The 17,104-nt window shown below is 62.1% G+C and carries 17 protein-coding genes; 6 read left to right on the forward strand and 11 right to left on the reverse strand.

Annotated elements, in window-relative coordinates; all coding sequences use genetic code 11:
- Positions 1-98: 98 nt before the first annotated feature.
- Positions 99-647: an NADPH-dependent FMN reductase gene (locus tag HMPREF0326_RS03745; RefSeq protein WP_008683011.1), complete on the reverse strand. Its 549-nt coding sequence runs from the start codon at positions 645-647 to the stop codon at positions 99-101.
- Positions 648-832: 185 nt separating this feature from the next.
- Positions 833-1,240, reverse strand: coding sequence for a thioesterase family protein (locus tag HMPREF0326_RS03750; RefSeq protein ID WP_008683012.1), 408 nt, complete (start codon positions 1,238-1,240; stop codon positions 833-835).
- A 611-nt stretch (positions 1,241-1,851) separates the two neighbouring features.
- Here HMPREF0326_RS03750 and HMPREF0326_RS03755 point away from each other — a divergent pair.
- Positions 1,852-2,850 (forward strand): AraC family transcriptional regulator, encoded by a 999-nt coding sequence (locus HMPREF0326_RS03755; RefSeq protein ID WP_008683014.1) that lies wholly within the window; start codon positions 1,852-1,854, stop codon positions 2,848-2,850.
- Between the two features lie 48 nt (positions 2,851-2,898).
- On the opposite strand, the gene HMPREF0326_RS03760 is transcribed toward HMPREF0326_RS03755, so the two are convergent.
- The 5 genes from HMPREF0326_RS03760 to HMPREF0326_RS15860 all read right to left on the reverse strand — a co-directional run bounded on the left by HMPREF0326_RS03760 (position 2,899) and on the right by HMPREF0326_RS15860 (position 5,597).
- Complete coding sequence (locus tag HMPREF0326_RS03760) at positions 2,899-3,459, reverse strand: DUF4823 domain-containing protein (protein WP_009303385.1); 561 nt, start codon at positions 3,457-3,459, stop codon at positions 2,899-2,901.
- A 106-nt stretch (positions 3,460-3,565) separates the two neighbouring features.
- On the reverse strand, positions 3,566-4,153 hold the full coding sequence (locus tag HMPREF0326_RS03765) for a peptide synthetase (protein ID WP_008683016.1): 588 nt from the start codon (positions 4,151-4,153) through the stop codon (positions 3,566-3,568).
- Between the two features lie 363 nt (positions 4,154-4,516).
- Positions 4,517-5,086, reverse strand: a complete 570-nt coding sequence (locus HMPREF0326_RS17300; RefSeq protein ID WP_008683017.1) for a helix-turn-helix domain-containing protein — start codon at positions 5,084-5,086, stop codon at positions 4,517-4,519.
- On the reverse strand, positions 5,076-5,273 hold the full coding sequence (locus tag HMPREF0326_RS03775; protein WP_008683018.1) for a helix-turn-helix domain-containing protein: 198 nt from the start codon (positions 5,271-5,273) through the stop codon (positions 5,076-5,078). The genes HMPREF0326_RS17300 and HMPREF0326_RS03775 overlap by 11 nt, the downstream gene beginning before the upstream one ends.
- Before the next feature lie 87 nt (positions 5,274-5,360).
- Complete coding sequence (locus HMPREF0326_RS15860; RefSeq protein WP_009303387.1) at positions 5,361-5,597, reverse strand: helix-turn-helix domain-containing protein; 237 nt, start codon at positions 5,595-5,597, stop codon at positions 5,361-5,363.
- A gap of 112 nt (positions 5,598-5,709) precedes the next feature.
- Between HMPREF0326_RS15860 and HMPREF0326_RS03780 the strand changes: the two genes are divergently transcribed.
- Positions 5,710-6,402, forward strand: coding sequence for a LexA family transcriptional regulator (locus HMPREF0326_RS03780; RefSeq protein WP_009303388.1), 693 nt, complete (start codon positions 5,710-5,712; stop codon positions 6,400-6,402).
- Positions 6,403-6,597: 195 nt separating this feature from the next.
- On the opposite strand, the gene sppA is transcribed toward HMPREF0326_RS03780, so the two are convergent.
- The 3 genes from sppA to HMPREF0326_RS03795 form a co-directional block, all read right to left on the reverse strand.
- Positions 6,598-7,674: a signal peptide peptidase SppA gene (gene sppA, locus HMPREF0326_RS03785; protein WP_008683020.1), complete on the reverse strand. Its 1,077-nt coding sequence runs from the start codon at positions 7,672-7,674 to the stop codon at positions 6,598-6,600.
- Positions 7,675-7,748: 74 nt separating this feature from the next.
- The gene (locus HMPREF0326_RS03790; RefSeq protein ID WP_008683021.1) at positions 7,749-9,425 is read right to left on the reverse strand and encodes an AMP-binding protein; all 1,677 of its coding nucleotides are present in this window, start codon (positions 9,423-9,425) and stop codon (positions 7,749-7,751) included.
- Between the two features lie 69 nt (positions 9,426-9,494).
- Positions 9,495-10,064: a helix-turn-helix domain-containing protein gene (locus HMPREF0326_RS03795; RefSeq protein ID WP_008683022.1), complete on the reverse strand. Its 570-nt coding sequence runs from the start codon at positions 10,062-10,064 to the stop codon at positions 9,495-9,497.
- A gap of 156 nt (positions 10,065-10,220) precedes the next feature.
- Between HMPREF0326_RS03795 and HMPREF0326_RS03800 the strand changes: the two genes are divergently transcribed.
- The 4 genes from HMPREF0326_RS03800 (at position 10,221) to HMPREF0326_RS03815 (ending at position 15,651) form a co-directional block, all read left to right on the forward strand.
- Positions 10,221-12,683 (forward strand): carbamoyltransferase HypF, encoded by a 2,463-nt coding sequence (locus HMPREF0326_RS03800; RefSeq protein WP_020990221.1) that lies wholly within the window; start codon positions 10,221-10,223, stop codon positions 12,681-12,683.
- Positions 12,684-13,325: 642 nt separating this feature from the next.
- Positions 13,326-14,153 (forward strand): substrate-binding domain-containing protein, encoded by an 828-nt coding sequence (locus HMPREF0326_RS03805; RefSeq protein ID WP_008683028.1) that lies wholly within the window; start codon positions 13,326-13,328, stop codon positions 14,151-14,153.
- A 149-nt stretch (positions 14,154-14,302) separates the two neighbouring features.
- Positions 14,303-15,025 (forward strand): ABC transporter permease, encoded by a 723-nt coding sequence (locus tag HMPREF0326_RS03810; RefSeq protein WP_008683030.1) that lies wholly within the window; start codon positions 14,303-14,305, stop codon positions 15,023-15,025.
- Positions 15,022-15,651: an ABC transporter ATP-binding protein gene (locus tag HMPREF0326_RS03815; protein WP_008683031.1), complete on the forward strand. Its 630-nt coding sequence runs from the start codon at positions 15,022-15,024 to the stop codon at positions 15,649-15,651. Before HMPREF0326_RS03810 ends, HMPREF0326_RS03815 begins: the two co-directional genes overlap by 4 nt.
- A 42-nt stretch (positions 15,652-15,693) precedes the next feature.
- On the opposite strand, the gene HMPREF0326_RS03820 is transcribed toward HMPREF0326_RS03815, so the two are convergent.
- Positions 15,694-17,055, reverse strand: coding sequence for an MATE family efflux transporter (locus tag HMPREF0326_RS03820; RefSeq protein ID WP_035073129.1), 1,362 nt, complete (start codon positions 17,053-17,055; stop codon positions 15,694-15,696).
- Positions 17,056-17,104 lie beyond the last annotated feature (49 nt).

Genomic DNA, 17,104 nt, shown 5'->3' on the forward strand with positions numbered 1-17,104 from the left:
GCAGGCGTGGGCGTATCCCACGGCCTGCCTGTTATTATCCGCTGCCGTCGGCTTCCGGCCGGACTTCCGGCGCGGGGCGCCCGTGCGGAGGGGTGAGCCTAGGCATTTTTCAAAAAGCGCGTCCAGTCGGCCAGAGCCTGCATCAGCGCGGCTACCTGCTTGATCAGCCCTTCATCGACGAGATCGCCGTCGGCGTCAAAAGCCGGAGAAAAGGCGTTGGAAAAGAATTCCGGCTTGTTCAGCAGAAGCAGGTTCAGGTATACGCAGGTCTGGCGCATCTGGTACTGGCTGCGCGCTGTGCCCATGCCGCCGCCCGCGCCCAGCAGGCAGGCGGGCTTGCCGTTGAGCGGGGCCAGTTCGGGCTCGCGCGAGAGCCAGTCCAGCGCGTTTTTCAGGGCCGGGGCCATGGAATAGTTGTATTCCGGGCAGGCCAGCACCAGGGCGTCGGCGGCGGTCACCTGGGCGACCAGATCCTTGACGGCCTGGGGTTTTTCCAGATCTTCATTATAAAAGGGCAGGGCGGAAATATCCGCGATTTCCATGCGCACGCCTTCCGGCAGATGCGAGGCGCAGCAGCGCAGCAGGCCTTTGTTGCGTGAGGCGCGGCGCAGGCTGCCCGTCATGCCCACAAATGTAAGCGTATCCATCGTGTGCTCCTAGGGATATATGATCTGCGGTTCGCTTGTGCCCGGCCCTGAGCCTGGGCCTGCGATCCGCGTTGTGCATACAGTGTACTCGATTTTTACGGGAAAGCCCACTGCCGGTTCCTGCCGCAATCCCGCAATGCCGTAAGCAAACGCGCGAAGAAGAGCGCGTCCCCTGGCAGCGGGATTCAGGCCTGGCGGGCCTTATCCCTGGTTCTGCTCTCGAATTTTTCCTTGTTGACCACCACCCGTTCGTGCACGCCTTCGCCGATGAGGCCGGTTTCGTCATAAGCCGCCACATTGAAGGTCAGTCCCTTGCCGTTGGGCGAGACGGCGGTCAGTTCCGTGACGAAGCGGACCTTCATGCCGCAGGGCGTGGCCGCCAGATGCGCGACATTGACGCGCGTGCCCACCGTGGTCTGGCCGTCCTCCAGCGCATCCTGCACCGAGGCCACGGCCGTGCCTTCCATGCCCGCGATCATCATGGCCGTGGAGTAGACCGTCACCAGGCCGCTGCCCACCTCGCTGGCCAGAAGCTCCTTGCCGACCACTGTTTCCGACTGGCCTTTCAGCCCCACTTGCAATGCTGTCTTCATCTATCTACCTCATATCAGATTAAAAACGGTTCAGATATGTCTTGTCCGGGGGGCGGCCTTCATGTCAAGAGTAAAGGCGTGGATTCACAGGGCAGACGCATCTAAAAAGTCTTTATTCCCCGGTAGATCGGGGAACGAACAAAAAGAGGCGAAGCCACCTTTGCTCCGCCGGAGCGAAGCGCAGGCGGATGGCTTGTGCCGGGAGAATCCTAAAAAATAAGATTTTTGCGCGCTGGCAAGAAAAATGGCGCTTTTTGCGCGGAATGTACTCAAGTACATGAGCAGCAAAAAGCGCCAAGTGACGCAGCCAGCGCACAAAAGGCTGGTTTTGACGGATCATCACGGCAGATAAGGGGCCTGCAAGGGCTGGAATTAGATGCGTCTGCCCTGCGTGGATTCAAGCCCGGCGCGCGGAAACGCCCGCGCGGGCAAGCCGCTTGAAACCAATGCCTGATGTGAAAAACCAGGCACGCAAGACTCTACAGGTTTTGCGGCGGCGCAGCCGCCGAGAGTCAGCGAAAATCACGTTTTTTCGCTGACGATCCTGTGAAAATTGAGAGCATGGCTATGCTCGAAATTTTTGCAATCAGACACCAGAAACAGGAGTCAGTATGGCGCGCCGCGCGTCCACGCATTTTTCCTACGAGCAACGCATCAACAAAATTCTGAACGCCGTTTCAGCTGATCCGGCGCGCGTTTTTTCCCTGGAAGAGCTGGCCGGAATTGCCTGCCTCTCGCCCTTCCATTTGCATCGGGTATTCAGCGCCATGACCGGCGAAACCCTGGCGGCCTGTATCCGTCGGCTGCGCCTGGAAACAGCCGCCAATCTGCTGCGTTTTTCCTCAAGCCTGAACATCACGGCCGTTGCCCTGGCTTGCGGCTTTTCCTCCTCCCAGAATTTCGCCCGCGTGTTCCGCGAATGGATGGGCATGAGCCCCGGCGCGTTCCGCGCGGCCTGTGGGCAGGGGACGCCGCCCGTGCCGCCGGGCCAAAAGCGCAAGCCGGGAAACGCGCGCCCCTATGATCTGACGTATACCACGGACCAGGCGGGCGCTGCGGCCCGCGTGCAGCTTGAACCCAACCTGGTCGTACTGGCCAAAGGAGCGGACATGAAAGTGGATGTGAAACAATTGCCGGAATACAGCGTGGCCTATGTGCGGCAGATCGGCCCGTACGGCCCGGCCCTGGCTCAGGCCTGGGAAAGGATCATGGCTTGGGCCGGAAAAAACGGCCTGCTGGGACCGGACACGGCGGCACTGGGCGTCAGTTGGGACAATCCCTCTTTGACCCCGCCCGAGCGCTGCCGCTATGACGCCTGCGTGGTGCTGCCCCAAGGCTTCGCGGCGGACGAGCAGGCCCTGGCGCAGGAGGGCATTTGCCTGCAAAGCCTGCCCGCCGGGCTGTATGCGTGCTACCGGCGACCCATCCGCATGGATGAGTATACGGCGGCCTGGAATGAACTGATCGGCGTCTGGTTGCCGCGGAGCGGCTATGAAGTCACAGGGCCGGGCTTTGAATACTATCATCCGCCTCTGGTCTGCAGCGAAGATCCCGACTTGGCTTGTGACGTGAGCATTTGCCTTATGGTGCGGCAACAGGAGCAAAAGTAAACAACATAAGCGGCGGGACGGAGATGCTCCATCTCCCGCCGCTTATGTCTAATTTGGGGTCAGGGCTTCAGCCGTCCATTTTCTGAAAGCCTGCTTGAGGCAGTCCTTAGGCGAGTAGAAGCCGACGGAATTAACGACCGTGGCGTATCCCGAGCAGGAAACCTCCTCGTTGCGCAACAGTTCTCCCGAGCTCGCGTCATAGACTGAAAGCGAAATTTCGCCTTTATCCGGCCGCAGTTGGAAGCTCGCTGGCGGATCGTCCCAGTCAAGAATGCTCAGGTCTATGAGATAGGCGCATTGCGCATTCCGGGACGCCGCCAAGGCCTGTTGCATGTCTTGAGGCGCGGGTGCGTATACCGCCTGAACCGAAGCCCCCTCCAGTTCCTTACGCAGAGCCCGTTGTGTGTCTTCTCCGGAGCCTTTTTCCGTGTCCTGGCCCTTGGTGAAATCGGCGGGCATAGCCACAAACAGCTTCTTCCCCCTGTCCACGGCCGGTCCGGATTTCAGGGACGTGACGTCTGTTTTGGTGCCTCCGGTCCGGAGGTCCATCTGACAGGCGCAGAGAAGCGCACATAACACAAACAGGGGAAAAATTTTCAAGGGCGGCATGCGGGTTCCTCCTGATGTATGCGGGTCCAGGCCGGGCCGGGCCGCGAAACACGGCAGGGTGCTCCCGCGCGGATTGTCCCGGCGGGAGTTGCCCACGATTGCGGCCTCACTTGTAGGTGACCCCCAGGCTGAACGTGCCGGGATTTGTATGCGCTTTCAATGCGGTATCCGTATTGAAGGCTTGTTGCAGCCATGTATTGACCTGCGGGCGAAGGCATTCGCGCGTGGATTGTTCAAGACTTGCAAGCATGCTCCAGCAGGAGGCGCTGACTGTGCTTTTGTCCCGCAGCGCGCCGGTATCAACTTCCATGACGCTTATTTCAACTTCCGCCGCATGGCCGGGGCTGAACAGGCTGGATGTTTTCCATTGGAGAACGCGCAACAGAACCAGATAGCCGCAGCCGCAGTCGCGGGCCTTTGCCAGGCCGTCCGCCGCATCGGCCACCGGAGCTCCGTACCGGGTTTCGCGCGCGACAGGCCGGAGATACTTGGCGAACTGGGCCGCGATGTATTCCGCCGAATCTCCCGCATCCGGCGGGAGCGGCGTCAGGGTGGTTACGAAAACCGCCTGATCGCGTTCAAGCACGGCGTGGGGAGCGGACGCATCGCGCTTGACTTCGGCGGGGCCGATGCTGTGACTGAGGCAACCGCCCAGACCGCACAGCAACAGAAACAGCAGCAGGCATGGCTTCATGGAATGTCCTGTACGGTTTTATGGACCGTCCCGCATCCCGGGGAATTTTGTAAAAAAAGTGTGCCCTGCGCGGGCGCGGGAGTCAACAGGACATGGAAAAGGCCGATACAGCGGCGTTCGCTTGGGAATAGCCACCGCGCGGGCAGGAGAGTCCGTGGGAAGGAGAGGGCCGGATTTTTCGCGGTCGGGTTCAATCGCCCGGCTCCCTTGCGTTCTTCCGGGGCAGGCTGCTTTCCGCATATGTATGTTGAAAAATTATACGGAACGAAACGGTACGCAAGATGTATCGGGGCAGGAAGGAAAGATGCGGGCCAGTCAGGCCGATGGGGAAGCTCGTCGGCCTGTTTTTATTTCACGAGGCCCCTAATCTTCGTTTTGCGGAGAAGAGCGCTGAGAGATGTCTTGCTCTGTCTGCTTTTTATGGGAAACAACGCGCTCGTCAAACAGGTCTTTAATCGTCACTCCAAGCGCATGGGCAATAGTTTCCAGTGTTTCCAAGCTCATTTCCCGGATTCTGCGGCTCCTGGCGCGGGTAATGGTCTGGCTCGAAAGTCCTGTCACCGATTCCAGTTCGGCATATGTAATATGTATATTTTTCATAATATTTTTGACATTACTTTCGATCATCGGGGGTACGTCCTGCTCTGAAATACCGGATAACTTTGCCAGCTGGTATTGGGAACTCTGGGAGCTGTTTCTAACTTGTCCTTTCGCCCTCTGCCGACGCCGGGCTCGCCCCGTGCGAAGGTCGAATATGTTTGAATATACTCCCGCCGCCCAAGGTTCGCCTTTCTTGGCAGAGAACGAAAATCCTAATTTAGAAACAGCCCCTAGTCGGAGACGTATTTGAAGCAATGCCTTTCCAAAAAAATTATCGACTTTTGGTTCCATATCTCCATGTGGGCTTTTTGTGGTCTGAAGTTCACTCTTCATCAAACAAATCTTTAATTTTTACATGTAGAGCCCTGGCCAAGGCATCAAGGGTCGATAGCTTGCATTCGTAGATTAATGCTCCTCGAGCCCTGTTGATTGTCTCTCCCGCAATACCTGAAAGCTCTTCAAGTCGCCGGTATGTGATTTTCTTTTCCTTCATAAGGCTTGCAAGATTGCTTTTTACCATTAGTGCGCTCCATTTCTGAAAGTGCACTAATATATCGGGATAACAGAAACGTAGTCAGCACTAATATATTAGATTGTTTTGGTGATTTTATTCGCAGGAATTCCATTCAATTTTTGTAGGCTCACTCCGCACTTCGTCAAACAAAGCTTTAAGCTCCACTTGCAGCGCCATAGCTAACGCATCAAGAGTTGAAAGCCGACATTCATAAATTAGCTTGCCTCGTGCTCTGGTTATCGTTTGCCCGGCTACTCCAGATAACTCTGCTAAATTACGACAGGTCATTCTCTTTTTTTCCATTATTTTTGCAAGGTTACTGACAATCATTGGTGCACCTCCATAGGATATTGCACCAATATATCGAAATAATAATTCACTTGTCCGCACTAATGTATTAACTCGTAAGTCCTGATTTGCCCTTGAAGGCTTGGAGGAGTTTATGAAAGAGGCACCCCTGAATTTTGAAATATTCAAACGTATCCAAGCGGTAACCCATACCCGCACACAAACCGCGTTGGCTGAAATTCTTGAGATCAAGCAATCGAGCATTTCCGACGCCAAGAGAAGAAATTTCGTCCCGGCGGCCTGGTATATGAAGCTCTTCGAAAAGCTGGGCGTGAACCCCGACTGGCTGAAAAGCGGCATCGGCCCGGTGTATCTGCGCACCGAGGCCGGGTACATCCCCGGCGACGGTGACGGAACGCCCCTGGCCCCCGGCTTGTTGGGCTCGCCTTTGTCGCAGCCTGCGCTTGTCACCATGTACGCCATGCGCGGCGACGACACGGGAAACGGGGCAGCCGTGGCCACGCTCCGGCCGACAGGCAGCATCCTCTTGCCCAGGGCATACGCGAGAGAGGGCATAGTCGTTCTGGCAGTGGACAACGACGCGGCCGCGCCCACAGTGCGCCGGGGAGCGTATGTCGGCATTGACACGCGCGCCGACTGCCCCGCGAGCGGCGAACTGTTCGCCATCACGCTTCCCCACGGGGAGATCGTCCTGCGCCGCCTGCTCTGGGAGGAGGATTATTTCCGCTTATGTGCCGAGAACCCCGCGTATCCGGATCGCAGGATACGCTTAGCCCGGACGGAATGGATTCTCGGGCGATTGGCCTGGGTCATGCAGGAAATGTGAGCAGGATGCGGGGGGAGAAATGCGGAAGTGAATACTTTTGATGCGCGGATGCATTTCATGCATCAACTGCTCTGCAAGGATTTGCAGACAAACCCTTGCCACAGGAAGGCGCGAGCGCGCCGTCCTTTTCCGACCTTGAGAGAGCCGGGGGGATGATCCCCCCGGCGGGATTTGGGGCGGCAGCCCCAGGCCTTCTCAGAACTGATACAGAAAGACCGGCGTCCGCCAGTCGCTGCCCGCGGCGTTAAGCCCGCCCATGGTTGCAAGGGTCGAAAGGTCCAGGCCGAACCAGGATTTGAGGCTGTCCGCGAGCCAGGAACTTTCCTTGGGTTTGGTCAGCAGCTTGCGCTCGGCGGGCACGCCGGTCTGTTCGGCCAGCCAGCGCAGGGCCGCGTCCTGGCCGCCCAGTTCATCCACCAGGCCGAGCTTCAGGGCCTCCTGGCCGGTAAAGATCTTGCCGCTGGCCAGCCCTCCGGCCCGCTCGTGCGGCATGTCCCGCCCCTTGGCCACAATGTCCACGAACTGCTCGTGCATGTCCTTGAGCACGCCTTCAAAATAGGCCCGATCCTCGGGTGAAAGCGGGTGCAGATAGGAACCGGCGTTTTTGTAAGGCGCGGTGACCAGGGTTTCCTGCCCCACGCCGATCTTGCCCAGCAGCCCCTGGAGTTGCGGGATGTCCATGCGCACGCCGATGGAGCCGGTGACTGTGGAGGGATTGGCGAAAATCCGGCCTCCGGCCATGCTGACCATCAGGCCGCCCGACGCGGCCATGGAGCCCATGCTCACCGCCAACGGGCGTTTTCGGGCCAGGCGGGCCAGCGCGTCGTAGACTTCCTGCGAGGCGGCGGCCCCGCCGCCGGGGGAATCCACGCGCAGCAACACGCCCTTGACCTGGGGGTTGCGTTCGATTTTGCGGATCCAGGCCAGGGTGGGGGCCACGTCCATAATCGGGCCGCGCACCATGACCAGGGCCAGGCGGTCGCCGCCGCTGAGCAGGCCCTGGCCGTTTTCGTCCCGGCTGAAAACAGCCAGGCCGATCAGAACCAGGGCCAGGAGCGAGAGCCAGAAGATGAAGGGATGCCGCTTGCGGAAGGGGCGGCGCAACAGGGCGTTCCAGACCGGAGCCGGAATCCGGGCCAGCGGACAGGCCGCGGCGCAGGTTGCTCCGCGAGGATCGGCGTTCACGGACGGAGCGCTGTTCGGGGCGGCGGGGAGTGTCCGGGCCGGAGAGACCGTATCATCAGGGGTCAGCGTAAAGTTTTCAGTGTTCATGGGCCGTTGATTAGCACGACGCGGGCCCGGAGAAAAGGCCGTCCCAAGGCAGCGCGCCGTCCGGGACGGGCTGTTTATTGCATGGGCTCGGGCCAGCGCTCGGCCGCCATTTCGCGCAGCCTGTATTTCTGGATCTTGCCGCTGGCCGTGAGCGGGAAAGCGTCCACCAGGGCCACGTATTTGGGAATCTTGAACCAGGCGATCTTGCCCCGGCAGAAGTCGCGTATGTCTTCGGGCAGCAAGTCCGCGCCGGGCCGGGGAATGACGAAGGCCCCCACTTCCTCGCCGTATTTGCGGCTGGGCACGGCCACCACCTGCACGTCCAGTACGCCGTCCATCTGGAGCAGAAATTCCTCCACTTCGCGCGGGTAGACGTTTTCGCCGCCCCGGATGATCATGTCCTTGATCCGGCCCGTGACGCGCACGTAGCCGTGCTCGTCCATGACGCCCAGGTCGCCGGAGTGCAGCCAGCCTTCCGGGCTGATGGCCCTGGCCGTGTCCTCGGGCATCTTGTAGTAGCCCTTCATGATGTTGTAGCCCCGGCAGAGGATTTCGCCCACTTCGCCGCGCGGCAGTTCCTCGCAGGTCTCCGGGTCGCCCACGCGCACCTCAATGCCCGGCATGGCGCAGCCCACGGTTTCGCAGCGCACGGCCAGGGGATCGTGAATGTCGGACTGGGTCATGACCGGCGAGGCCTCGGTGAGGCCGTAGCAGATGGTGATTTCCTTCATGTACATGTCTTCCACCACCCGGCGCATGAGCGGTTCCGGGCAGACCGAACCGGCCATGATGCCGGTGCGCAGGCTGGAGACGTCAAAGCGCTTGAAGAGCTTGTGCTCCAGCTCGGCCAGGAACATGGTGGGCACGCCGTAGAGCGCGGTGCAGCGCTCGCTGTCCACGGCGGCCAGCACTTTCAGGGGATTGTAGGTTTCGAGAATGACCATGGTGGTGCCGTGGTTGACGCAGGCCGATACGCCCAGCACGCAGCCGTAGCAGTGGAAAAGCGGCACCGGCAGGCAGAGCCTGTCCTGCTCCGTAAAGCCCTGGTGGCGGCCGATCCAGTAGCCGTTGAGGCCCACGCCCACGTGGGTCAGCATGACCCCGCGCGGAAAACCCGTGGTGCCCGAGGTATACTGCATGTTGATTTCGTCCCAGGGGTCCAGAGTGGCCTGGCGGGCCTCATATTCCTCGTCGTCCACCATCACGGACATGGCCAGGATTTCCGGCACGGAATACATGCCCCGGTGCTTTTCCGCGCCCAGAAAACAGACCCGCTTCAGGTGCGGCAGCTCGGCGCAGCGCAAGTTGCCGCGCCCCTGGGTGCGCAGTTCGGGCACGATCTTGTAGAGTGTGGCGATATAGTCATGGTCGCGCAGGTTGTCGATGAGGAAGATGTTTTCGCATTCGGACTGGCCCAGCAGATAGCGCAACTCGTGTTCGCGGTAATTGGTGTTCACCGTGAGCAGAATGGCCCCGATCTTGGCCGTGGCGAATTGCAGGGCCACCCAGTAGGGCACGTTGGTGGCCCAGACCGCCACTTTTTCGCCCTTTTGCACGCCCAGCGCCATGAGCCCCTTGGCGAACTGGTCCACCACGTCGGCGAATTCCCGCCAGGTCAGGCGGTAGTCGCGGTCGGCGTAGACAATGGCCTCCCGGTCGGGAAAGCGGGCCACGGTATGGTCGAGAATCTGCCCCAGGGTCCATTCGCGCAGTTCAAACTGCGCCTGCCGCTCGCGTACTTTTTCGTCCATGCCTTTTCTCCGCGCCCTCCGCTCGGGTCGTCGCGTCGCAATTGCAGAGTGAATCCGGTCCAGGGTTCTCTAAGGATTATACGCCACAGCCATGATCCTGACCGGCGCATCCCCGGCCGCGCCCACGAAATGCGGCACAATGGAATTGTAATAGATGGTGTCCCCGGCCTTGAGCACGTGGCTCTCCCGCCCGTAGATCACCAGCAGTTCGCCCTCAAGCACCAGGATGAATTCCTCGCCCTGGTGGGATGAGGTTTTGCGCTCCACCGAGGGGTCGGGAAAAATTTCAATGTAAAAGGGCTCCATGTTGCGGTCGCTCTTGCCCTTGCCCAGAGCCTGGTAGACATAGGTGGGCCGGGCCATGCGCCCGGTGTGCAGGGCCGGGTCGCCGCCCTCGCCGCCGATGCGTCCGATGATCGGGTCGCGGGTGTACTGGTCATCCAGAAAGGTGCCCAGGCGCACGCCCAGAGCGCGGGCCAGCTTCTGCATGGGGCCGATGCTGGGGTAAATTTCGCCGTTTTCCAGCTGGTTCAGGAATTCCACACTCAGGTTGGTGTCCTGGGACAGGGTTTCCAGATCAATTTCACGTTCCTCGCGGAAGGAACGGATCCGGCTGCCGATATTGTGTTTTGTGGGCATGGGCGCTCCTCCTTGCCGCCGCAACGGCGGGGAACTGTTTAATGATCCGGTTATAACTGAAGAGAATACAGAAAAGCCGTTGGCACCGCAAGGGCGTTCAATCTTGAGCAATTGAACAGTCTGGCGGCATTTTTTCTTTTGGGCTACAGTGCGATAATGGACATGAAACAGACAGTGCGCCGGGCCTTTGTGGCTTCCGGCCAGGTTCAGGGCGTGGGCTTCCGCCCCTTTGTCTACCGGCTGGCGCGGGAGGGCGGACTTACCGGCACGGTGGGCAACACCTCCGACGGCGTGCGCATGGAAGTGCAGGGCCCTCCGGCGGAGGTGGAGCGCTTCGGCCGCCGCCTGTGTGCGGAGTTGCCGCCCCTGGCCCGGCTGGTGGGCTTGAGCGAGGAAGAACTGGCGTTTCTGCCCGGCGAAACGGCTTTTGTCATTGTGCCCAGCCACGGCCACGCCGGGCACAGTGTGCTGGTCAGCCCGGATATGGGCATCTGCCCGGACTGCCTCGCGGACATGCGCGACCCGGCCAACCGCCGTTACGGCTATCCCTTCACCAACTGCACCAATTGCGGCCCGCGCTACACCATCACCCGCGCCATCCCCTATGACCGGGCCACCACCACCATGAGCTGCTTCCCGCTCTGCCCGGATTGCGCGGCGGAATACGGCAATCCCGCCGACCGGCGTTTCCACGCCCAGCCCATTGCCTGCCCGGTCTGTGGCCCGCGTCTCTGGTTTGTGGACAGACACACGCGGCAGGGCGGGGACACCGGTCCCACGGCGGACAACCGGCGTGAAGCCCTGGCCCGCGCCGGGCAGGTTCTGCTGGACGGCGGCGTCCTGGCGCTCAAGGGCCTGGGCGGTTTCCAGCTGGCCTGCGACGCCCGCGACGCCGCGGCCGTGCAGGAGCTGCGGCGGCGCAAGAACCGTCCTCACAAGCCCCTGGCCCTGATGGTCGGGGACCTGGCCACGGCGCGCGCGCTTTGCGAACTCACGCCCGAGCACGAAGCCCTGCTGCAAAGTCCGGAAAAACCCATTGTGCTCTGCCCGCGTCGGGCCGTCCCGGCCGGAGAGACAGACCCCCTGCCGCCGGAGGTGGCTCCGGACACGCGCAACGTGGGCCTGATGCTGCCCTATACTCCCCTGCACGCGGCGCTTTTTGATCGGCTCGCGCCGCGCGCGCCTTTGCCCCCGGCGCTGGTGATGACCTCGGCCAATCCCCACGGCGAGCCCCTCTGCCTGGGCAACCGCGAAGCCCTGGCCCGCCTGGATCATCTGGCCGACGCCTGGCTGCTGCACGACAGGGACATCCTGGTGCGCGTGGACGACAGCGTGCTCAGCGTGGCCCCACGCCCCCTTCGGACCGGGGATTTTAAGGATGAGGCAGCTTCCAGCCCTGCGACAGTCCCGCACGCGGTTGATCCGTTTTTCTATCGGCGGGCGCGCGGCTATGTGCCGCGTCCGGTCTTTCTGCCGCCGTTTGGAGAGGGCGGGGAAGAGGGCGATCCCACGGTGCTGGGGGCCGGGGCCGAACTTAAGGGCACCATCTGCCTCACGCGCGGGCATGAGGCCTTTGTGGGCCAGCATATCGGCGATCTGGAAAATCCGGCCACCCTGGGTTTTTACGAGGAAGTGGCGGCCCACCTGGAAAGCCTGCTGGAAGTGCGGCCCAAGGCCATTGTCTGCGATCTGCACCCGGATTTTTTGTCCACCCGCTATGCCGAGGCCCGCGCCGCGCGGGAAGGCTTGCCGCTCTGGCGGATCCAGCACCATGTCGCCCATGCCGCCTCGGTGCTGGCCGAAAATAACTGTTATGAGCCCGCCCTGGCCCTGTGCCTGGACGGCACGGGCCTGGGCGACGACGGCACCATCTGGGGCGGGGAACTGATCCATATGGATCTGGGCCGTGCGGACTGGAACCGCCTGGGGCGCTTGGCCCCCTTTGCCCTGCCCGGCGGCGAGGCCGCCATCCGTGAGCCCTGGCGCATCGCCCTGGCCCTTCGGATTCAGGCCGGAGAGGATGCCGGTCCCGCGCCCTGGGACGCCGAATACGCCATGGCCGCAACGGCTGTGCGGGAAATGCTGGCGCGCGGCCTGAACTGCCCGCGAACCTCCAGTTGCGGCCGCCTGTTCGACGCCGTGGCCGCCCAGTTGGGCCTTTGCCTGGCGACCACTTACGAAGGCCAGGCGGCCATCCGCCTGGAAGCGGCGGCGGACGAAGCCGCGTTGCGCGAGGGCGCGGCCTGGCCTCTGCCTCTGGTGGAGAGCAACGGCCTGTTGGAGCTGGACAGCACGGCCCTCTTCCGCCGAGTGCTGCAAGCCCAAGCGGCCGGCGAGCCCGTGGGACGCGTCGCGGCCCGTTTTCATCTGAGCCTGGCGCACGCGCTGGCGGGCATGGCCGCCACGGCGGCCCGAAAGACCGGCACGCGCCGAGTGGGCCTTTCCGGCGGGGCCATGCAGAACGCCCTGCTGGCCCGGCTCTTGCCGCAAGCCCTGGCGGAGCATGGCCTTGACCCGCTCACCCACCATGAATTGCCGCCGGGCGACGGCGGCCTGTCCCTGGGGCAGGCGGTCTGGGGACGTCAGCTTTTGCGCGGGCAGCGGCTTGGGTTGGCGTGATGCTGATCCGCAACCTCTTTAGCTCAATCGGGCCCTGTCGTCGCGCTGGGAAGACGCATCTAAAAAGTCTTTATTCCCCGGTAGATCGGGGAACGAACAAAAAAGTGGCGAAGCCACCTTTGCTCCGCCGGAGCGAAGCGCAGGCGGATGGCTGGTGCCGGGAGAATCCTAAAAAATGCGCTGGCCGTTGCCGCGTCAGCGGCTTGCTTGAGCCGTTCACGGCGAAGCCGTGTTACGGATCAAGACAGCACCGCTACGGATAGCGACAGCGATTTCCTTGGATATAATTTTGCGTAACCAATTGCTGTCTTCATCCGTAGCTAGCGTTGCTGTCTTTCTCCGTACGGCTCACAAGTTCGCCTACGGCTAAAGCTCCTTCGTCGCAACGGCTGAAGCAAGATTTTTGCGTGCCGGCAAGGAAAATGGCACTTTTGGCGCGGAAACCGACCGAAAGCGCCAGATGACGCAGCCGGCACACAAAAGGCTGGTTTTGGCGAATCATCACGGCAAATAAAAGGCCTGCAAAGCCTGGAATTAGATGCGTCTGCCCTGTGCCGTCGCGCCGGAGCCATTGACGCGCTGTCCGTGGGCGGCTATGCACTCGTCTATCTTTCTTCCAATATCTTACAAGGAGTCGCATCCATGAAACGCCTTTCCGTTCTGGCTCTGGCCGCCGCCTTCTGCCTGGCCCTGAGCCTGCCCGTGGCCCATGCCGCCGACAAAAAGCTGATGATGGCCACCACCACCAGCACCCAGGATTCCGGCTTGCTGGAGTATCTGCAACCCACGTTCAAGGCCGAGACCGGCATTGATCTCAAATGGGTGGCCGTGGGCACGGGCAAGGCCCTGGAAATCGCCAAGAACTGCGACGCCGACGTGCTGCTGGTGCACGCGCCCGCCGCCGAGATGGAATTCGTCAAAGCCGGGCACGGCGTGGATCGCCGCCAGATCATGTATAACGATTTCGTGCTGGTGGGCCCGGTCAAGGATCCGGCCCAGGTCAAGGCCAAGGCCACGGCCGAGGCCCTCAAGGCTATTGCCGGGCGCAAAAGCCCCTTTGTGAGCCGCGGCGACCAGTCCGGCACGCACAAGGCCGAACTCAAGCTCTGGAAGGCCTCCAGCCTGTCGCCGGACAAGGAAGCCTGGTATGTTTCCGCCGGGCAGGGCATGATGGCCACCCTGAACATGGCCGCCGAGAAAAAGGGCTATGCCCTTACCGACCGGGGCACCTGGATCAAGTTCGCCAACAAGCAGGGCGACAAGAACCCCCTGGCCATCCTGGTGGAGGGCGACAAGGCCTTGTTCAACCAGTACAGCGTGATCACGGTCAATCCGGCCCAGTGCCCCAAGGTCAAGAAAGACCTGGCCCTGGTTTTCGAGGATTGGTGGGTGAAGCCTGAAACCCAGAAGCGCATTGCCGATTACAAGCTGGAAGGCAAGCAGTTGTTCTTCCCCAATGCCGGGAAGTAGATGAGGAAAGCGGAAGCGGAACGGATGTTTCGCTTCCGCGCTGTTCCTTTGCCGTAAGCCGGGAGGGGGCTTGTCGTCCGGGTGATGTTTGGTGTGCCCTGCGGGCGGCAGGCCCCAATAACTCCGCCTCGCGGGGCACACCTACAGTTATGGATTACCTATCCCAAGGCGTCGCGCAGGCCCTCGCCCTGCTCCTGCACATGGACGCGGCCACGCTGTCCGCCGTCACGGCCACCCTGGTCTCCACGGCCTACGCCATGACGGCGGCCATGCTGCTGGGCCTGCCCTGCGGGTTTGCCCTGGGCTATTACGATTTTCCGGGCAAGCGCTGCCTGCGGCTCATTTCCGACACCCTGCTGGCCTTCCCCACCGTGCTCATCGGCCTGCTGGTCTATGCCTTCATCACCTACCGGGGCCCGTTGGGCGAATACGGCCTGCTCTTCACCCTGCCGGGCATGGCTATCGGCCAGGCCGTGCTGGCCCTGCCCATCGTGATTTCCTGGACGGCCCAGGCGGTGGAAGGGCTGGACCCGCGCTGCCGCCAGACCTTGCTGACTCTGGGGGCATCGGGCGCGCAGGTGGCCTGGGGCTCATTGAAGGAGGCCCGTTACGAAATCGGCATGGTCTGCGTTACGGCCTTCGGCCGGGTGATCACCGAAGTGGGCATCGCCATGATGCTGGGCGGCAATATCCGCTATGAAACCCGCACCATGACCACGGCCATTGCCCTGGAAACCAGCAAGGGCGAATTCGCCCAGGGCATTGCCCTGGGGCTGGTGCTGCTGCTCATGGCTTTTGTGGTCAATCTGGCTCTGGCGGTTTTGCGCCGGCGCGGACGGGGCGACCACGGCAGGCGGGGAGGCGGGGCATGAGCGTGTTGTACCGATGCCGGGACCTGACGCAGCGCTACGGGGGGCGCACAGTGCTGCGCCTGCCGGAGCTGAGCATCGCGCGCGGCGAGGTGCTGGCGCTCACGGGCCCCAACGGCGCGGGCAAGAGCACGTTGCTGCGCCTGCTGGCTTTTCTGGAAAGTCCCGCCTCCGGCGAACTGTGTTTTCACGGCACGCCGGGCCGTCCGCCCCGGCAGGACGTCACTCTGCTGTTGCAGGAATCCTATCTGTTCAAGGCCTCGGTGTTTGAAAATGTGGTCTACGGCCTGCGTGTGCGCGGCCGCCGCCATGATCTGCGGCAGGCCGCCGAGGGAGCCATGCTGGCCGTGGGCTTCACGCCGGAGCAGGACATGCTGCGCCGTTCCTGGAAGGCGCTTTCCGGCGGCGAAAAGCAGCGCGTGGCCCTGGCCGCCCGGCTGGTCCTGCGCCCGCTGGTCCTGCTGCTGGACGAGCCAACCTCCAGCGTGGACGCGGCCAGCGCCAAGGCCATCGAGACGGCGGTACGCGGCGCGGCCCTGGCCGGAACCACCGTGGTGGCGGCCAGCCATGACATGGTCTGGCTCTCCAGCCTGGACGCGCGCCGTCTGGACCTGGGTCGTCCGGCCTGACTATCCCGGCTTGGGTTCTTGTCCTGCCCTTTCCCGTTTTTCCTATAAATACTGATAGGTGCCGCGCCAGCGCCAGACGAAAAAGGCCGCCACCAGCGCGGAGATGGCCTCGGCCAGGGGCGCGGCCAGCCACACGCCGGTCAGGCCGAGGAATTCCGGCAGCACCAGCAGAAAAAGCGCGATAAGCGCGAAGGTGCGCAAAAAGGCGATAATGGCGGAAACCTTGCCGTTGGACAGGGCCGTGAACAGGGACGAGGCAAAGATGCCGTAGCCGCAGAACAGAAAGTTGAAGACGAAAATATGGAAGCCCTGGTCCGCCAGGGCGAAAACCCGGCTGTCCGGCGGCGCGAAAATGCCGATGAGCCGGGACGCGCCCAGCAGGGCCGCGCTGAAGACCAGAATGGAACCCACGCAGATGAACAGCAGGCAGGAGCGGAAGATGCGGCGCTGGCGGGCATGGTTGCCGCTGCCGTAATTGTAGCTGATGACCGGTGCCACGCCCATGGAAAAACCCAGAAAGAGCGTGACCAGAAAATATTCCGAATAGGCCGTGATGGTCAGCGCGGCCACGCCCGCTTCCCCGGCCAGGCGCAGCATGGTGATGTTGAACAGATAGGTGGTCACGCTGATCGAGAGTTGGGCGATCATCTCGGAGCTGCCGTTGAAGCAGGCCTGGCCGAACTCCCGCGGGCGCATGCCGGGCCGGGTGAAGTGCAGCGGCCCTTTGCTGTACAGGAAAAAACACAACCCGCCCAGAGGCGGGATCAGAAAGGCGATGCCCGTGGCCAGGGCCGCGCCCGCCACGCCCATGCCCAGCAGCACGATGAAGACATAGTCCAGAAGCGTGTTGGTCAGGCCCGAGGCAATAATCAGGGCCATGTTCAGCGCGGGCTTGCCGGCTGCGACGAAGAAAAAGGCGAACAGGGCCAGCACCAGGCCCGCCGGGGTGAAGAGCAGCAGGGTGCCGAAATATTCCCGGCAGTAGGGCGCGAGAATGTCGCTGGCGCCCAGGGCGCGGATGATCGGCTCCAGAAAGAGCAGGCCCAGGCCGGAAAAGAACAGGCCCAGCAGCACCCCGGCCAGGATCAGCAGGCTGAAGTTGCGCTGCGCTCCGGCAGTGTCGCCGCCGCCCATCTTGCGCGCGATAAGCGCGCTGCCGCCGGTGCCCAGCATGGTGCCCAGGCCCCAGAGCACGCCCATGGCCGGGTTGATGATGTTGATGGCCGAGAGCGCCTCGGTGTTCACGAAACGGGCCACAAAAACCACGTCCACAATGGTGTACAGGCCGTTGAAGACCATCATGACCATGGTGGGAAAGGCGAAACGCAGCAGGGAAAGGAGGCCGGAAACCCGCTCAAGGGCGTTGGCCGGTTCGCGCGCGGGCGCGGCGGTACTGGTGGACATATTCAAACCCGGAACAGCGCGGCGCGGGCCGGAAGCTTTCTGAATCATT

It is taken from the genome of Desulfovibrio sp. 3_1_syn3, assembly GCF_000145315.2.
GTDB lineage: Bacteria > Desulfobacterota > Desulfovibrionia > Desulfovibrionales > Desulfovibrionaceae > Desulfovibrio > Desulfovibrio fairfieldensis.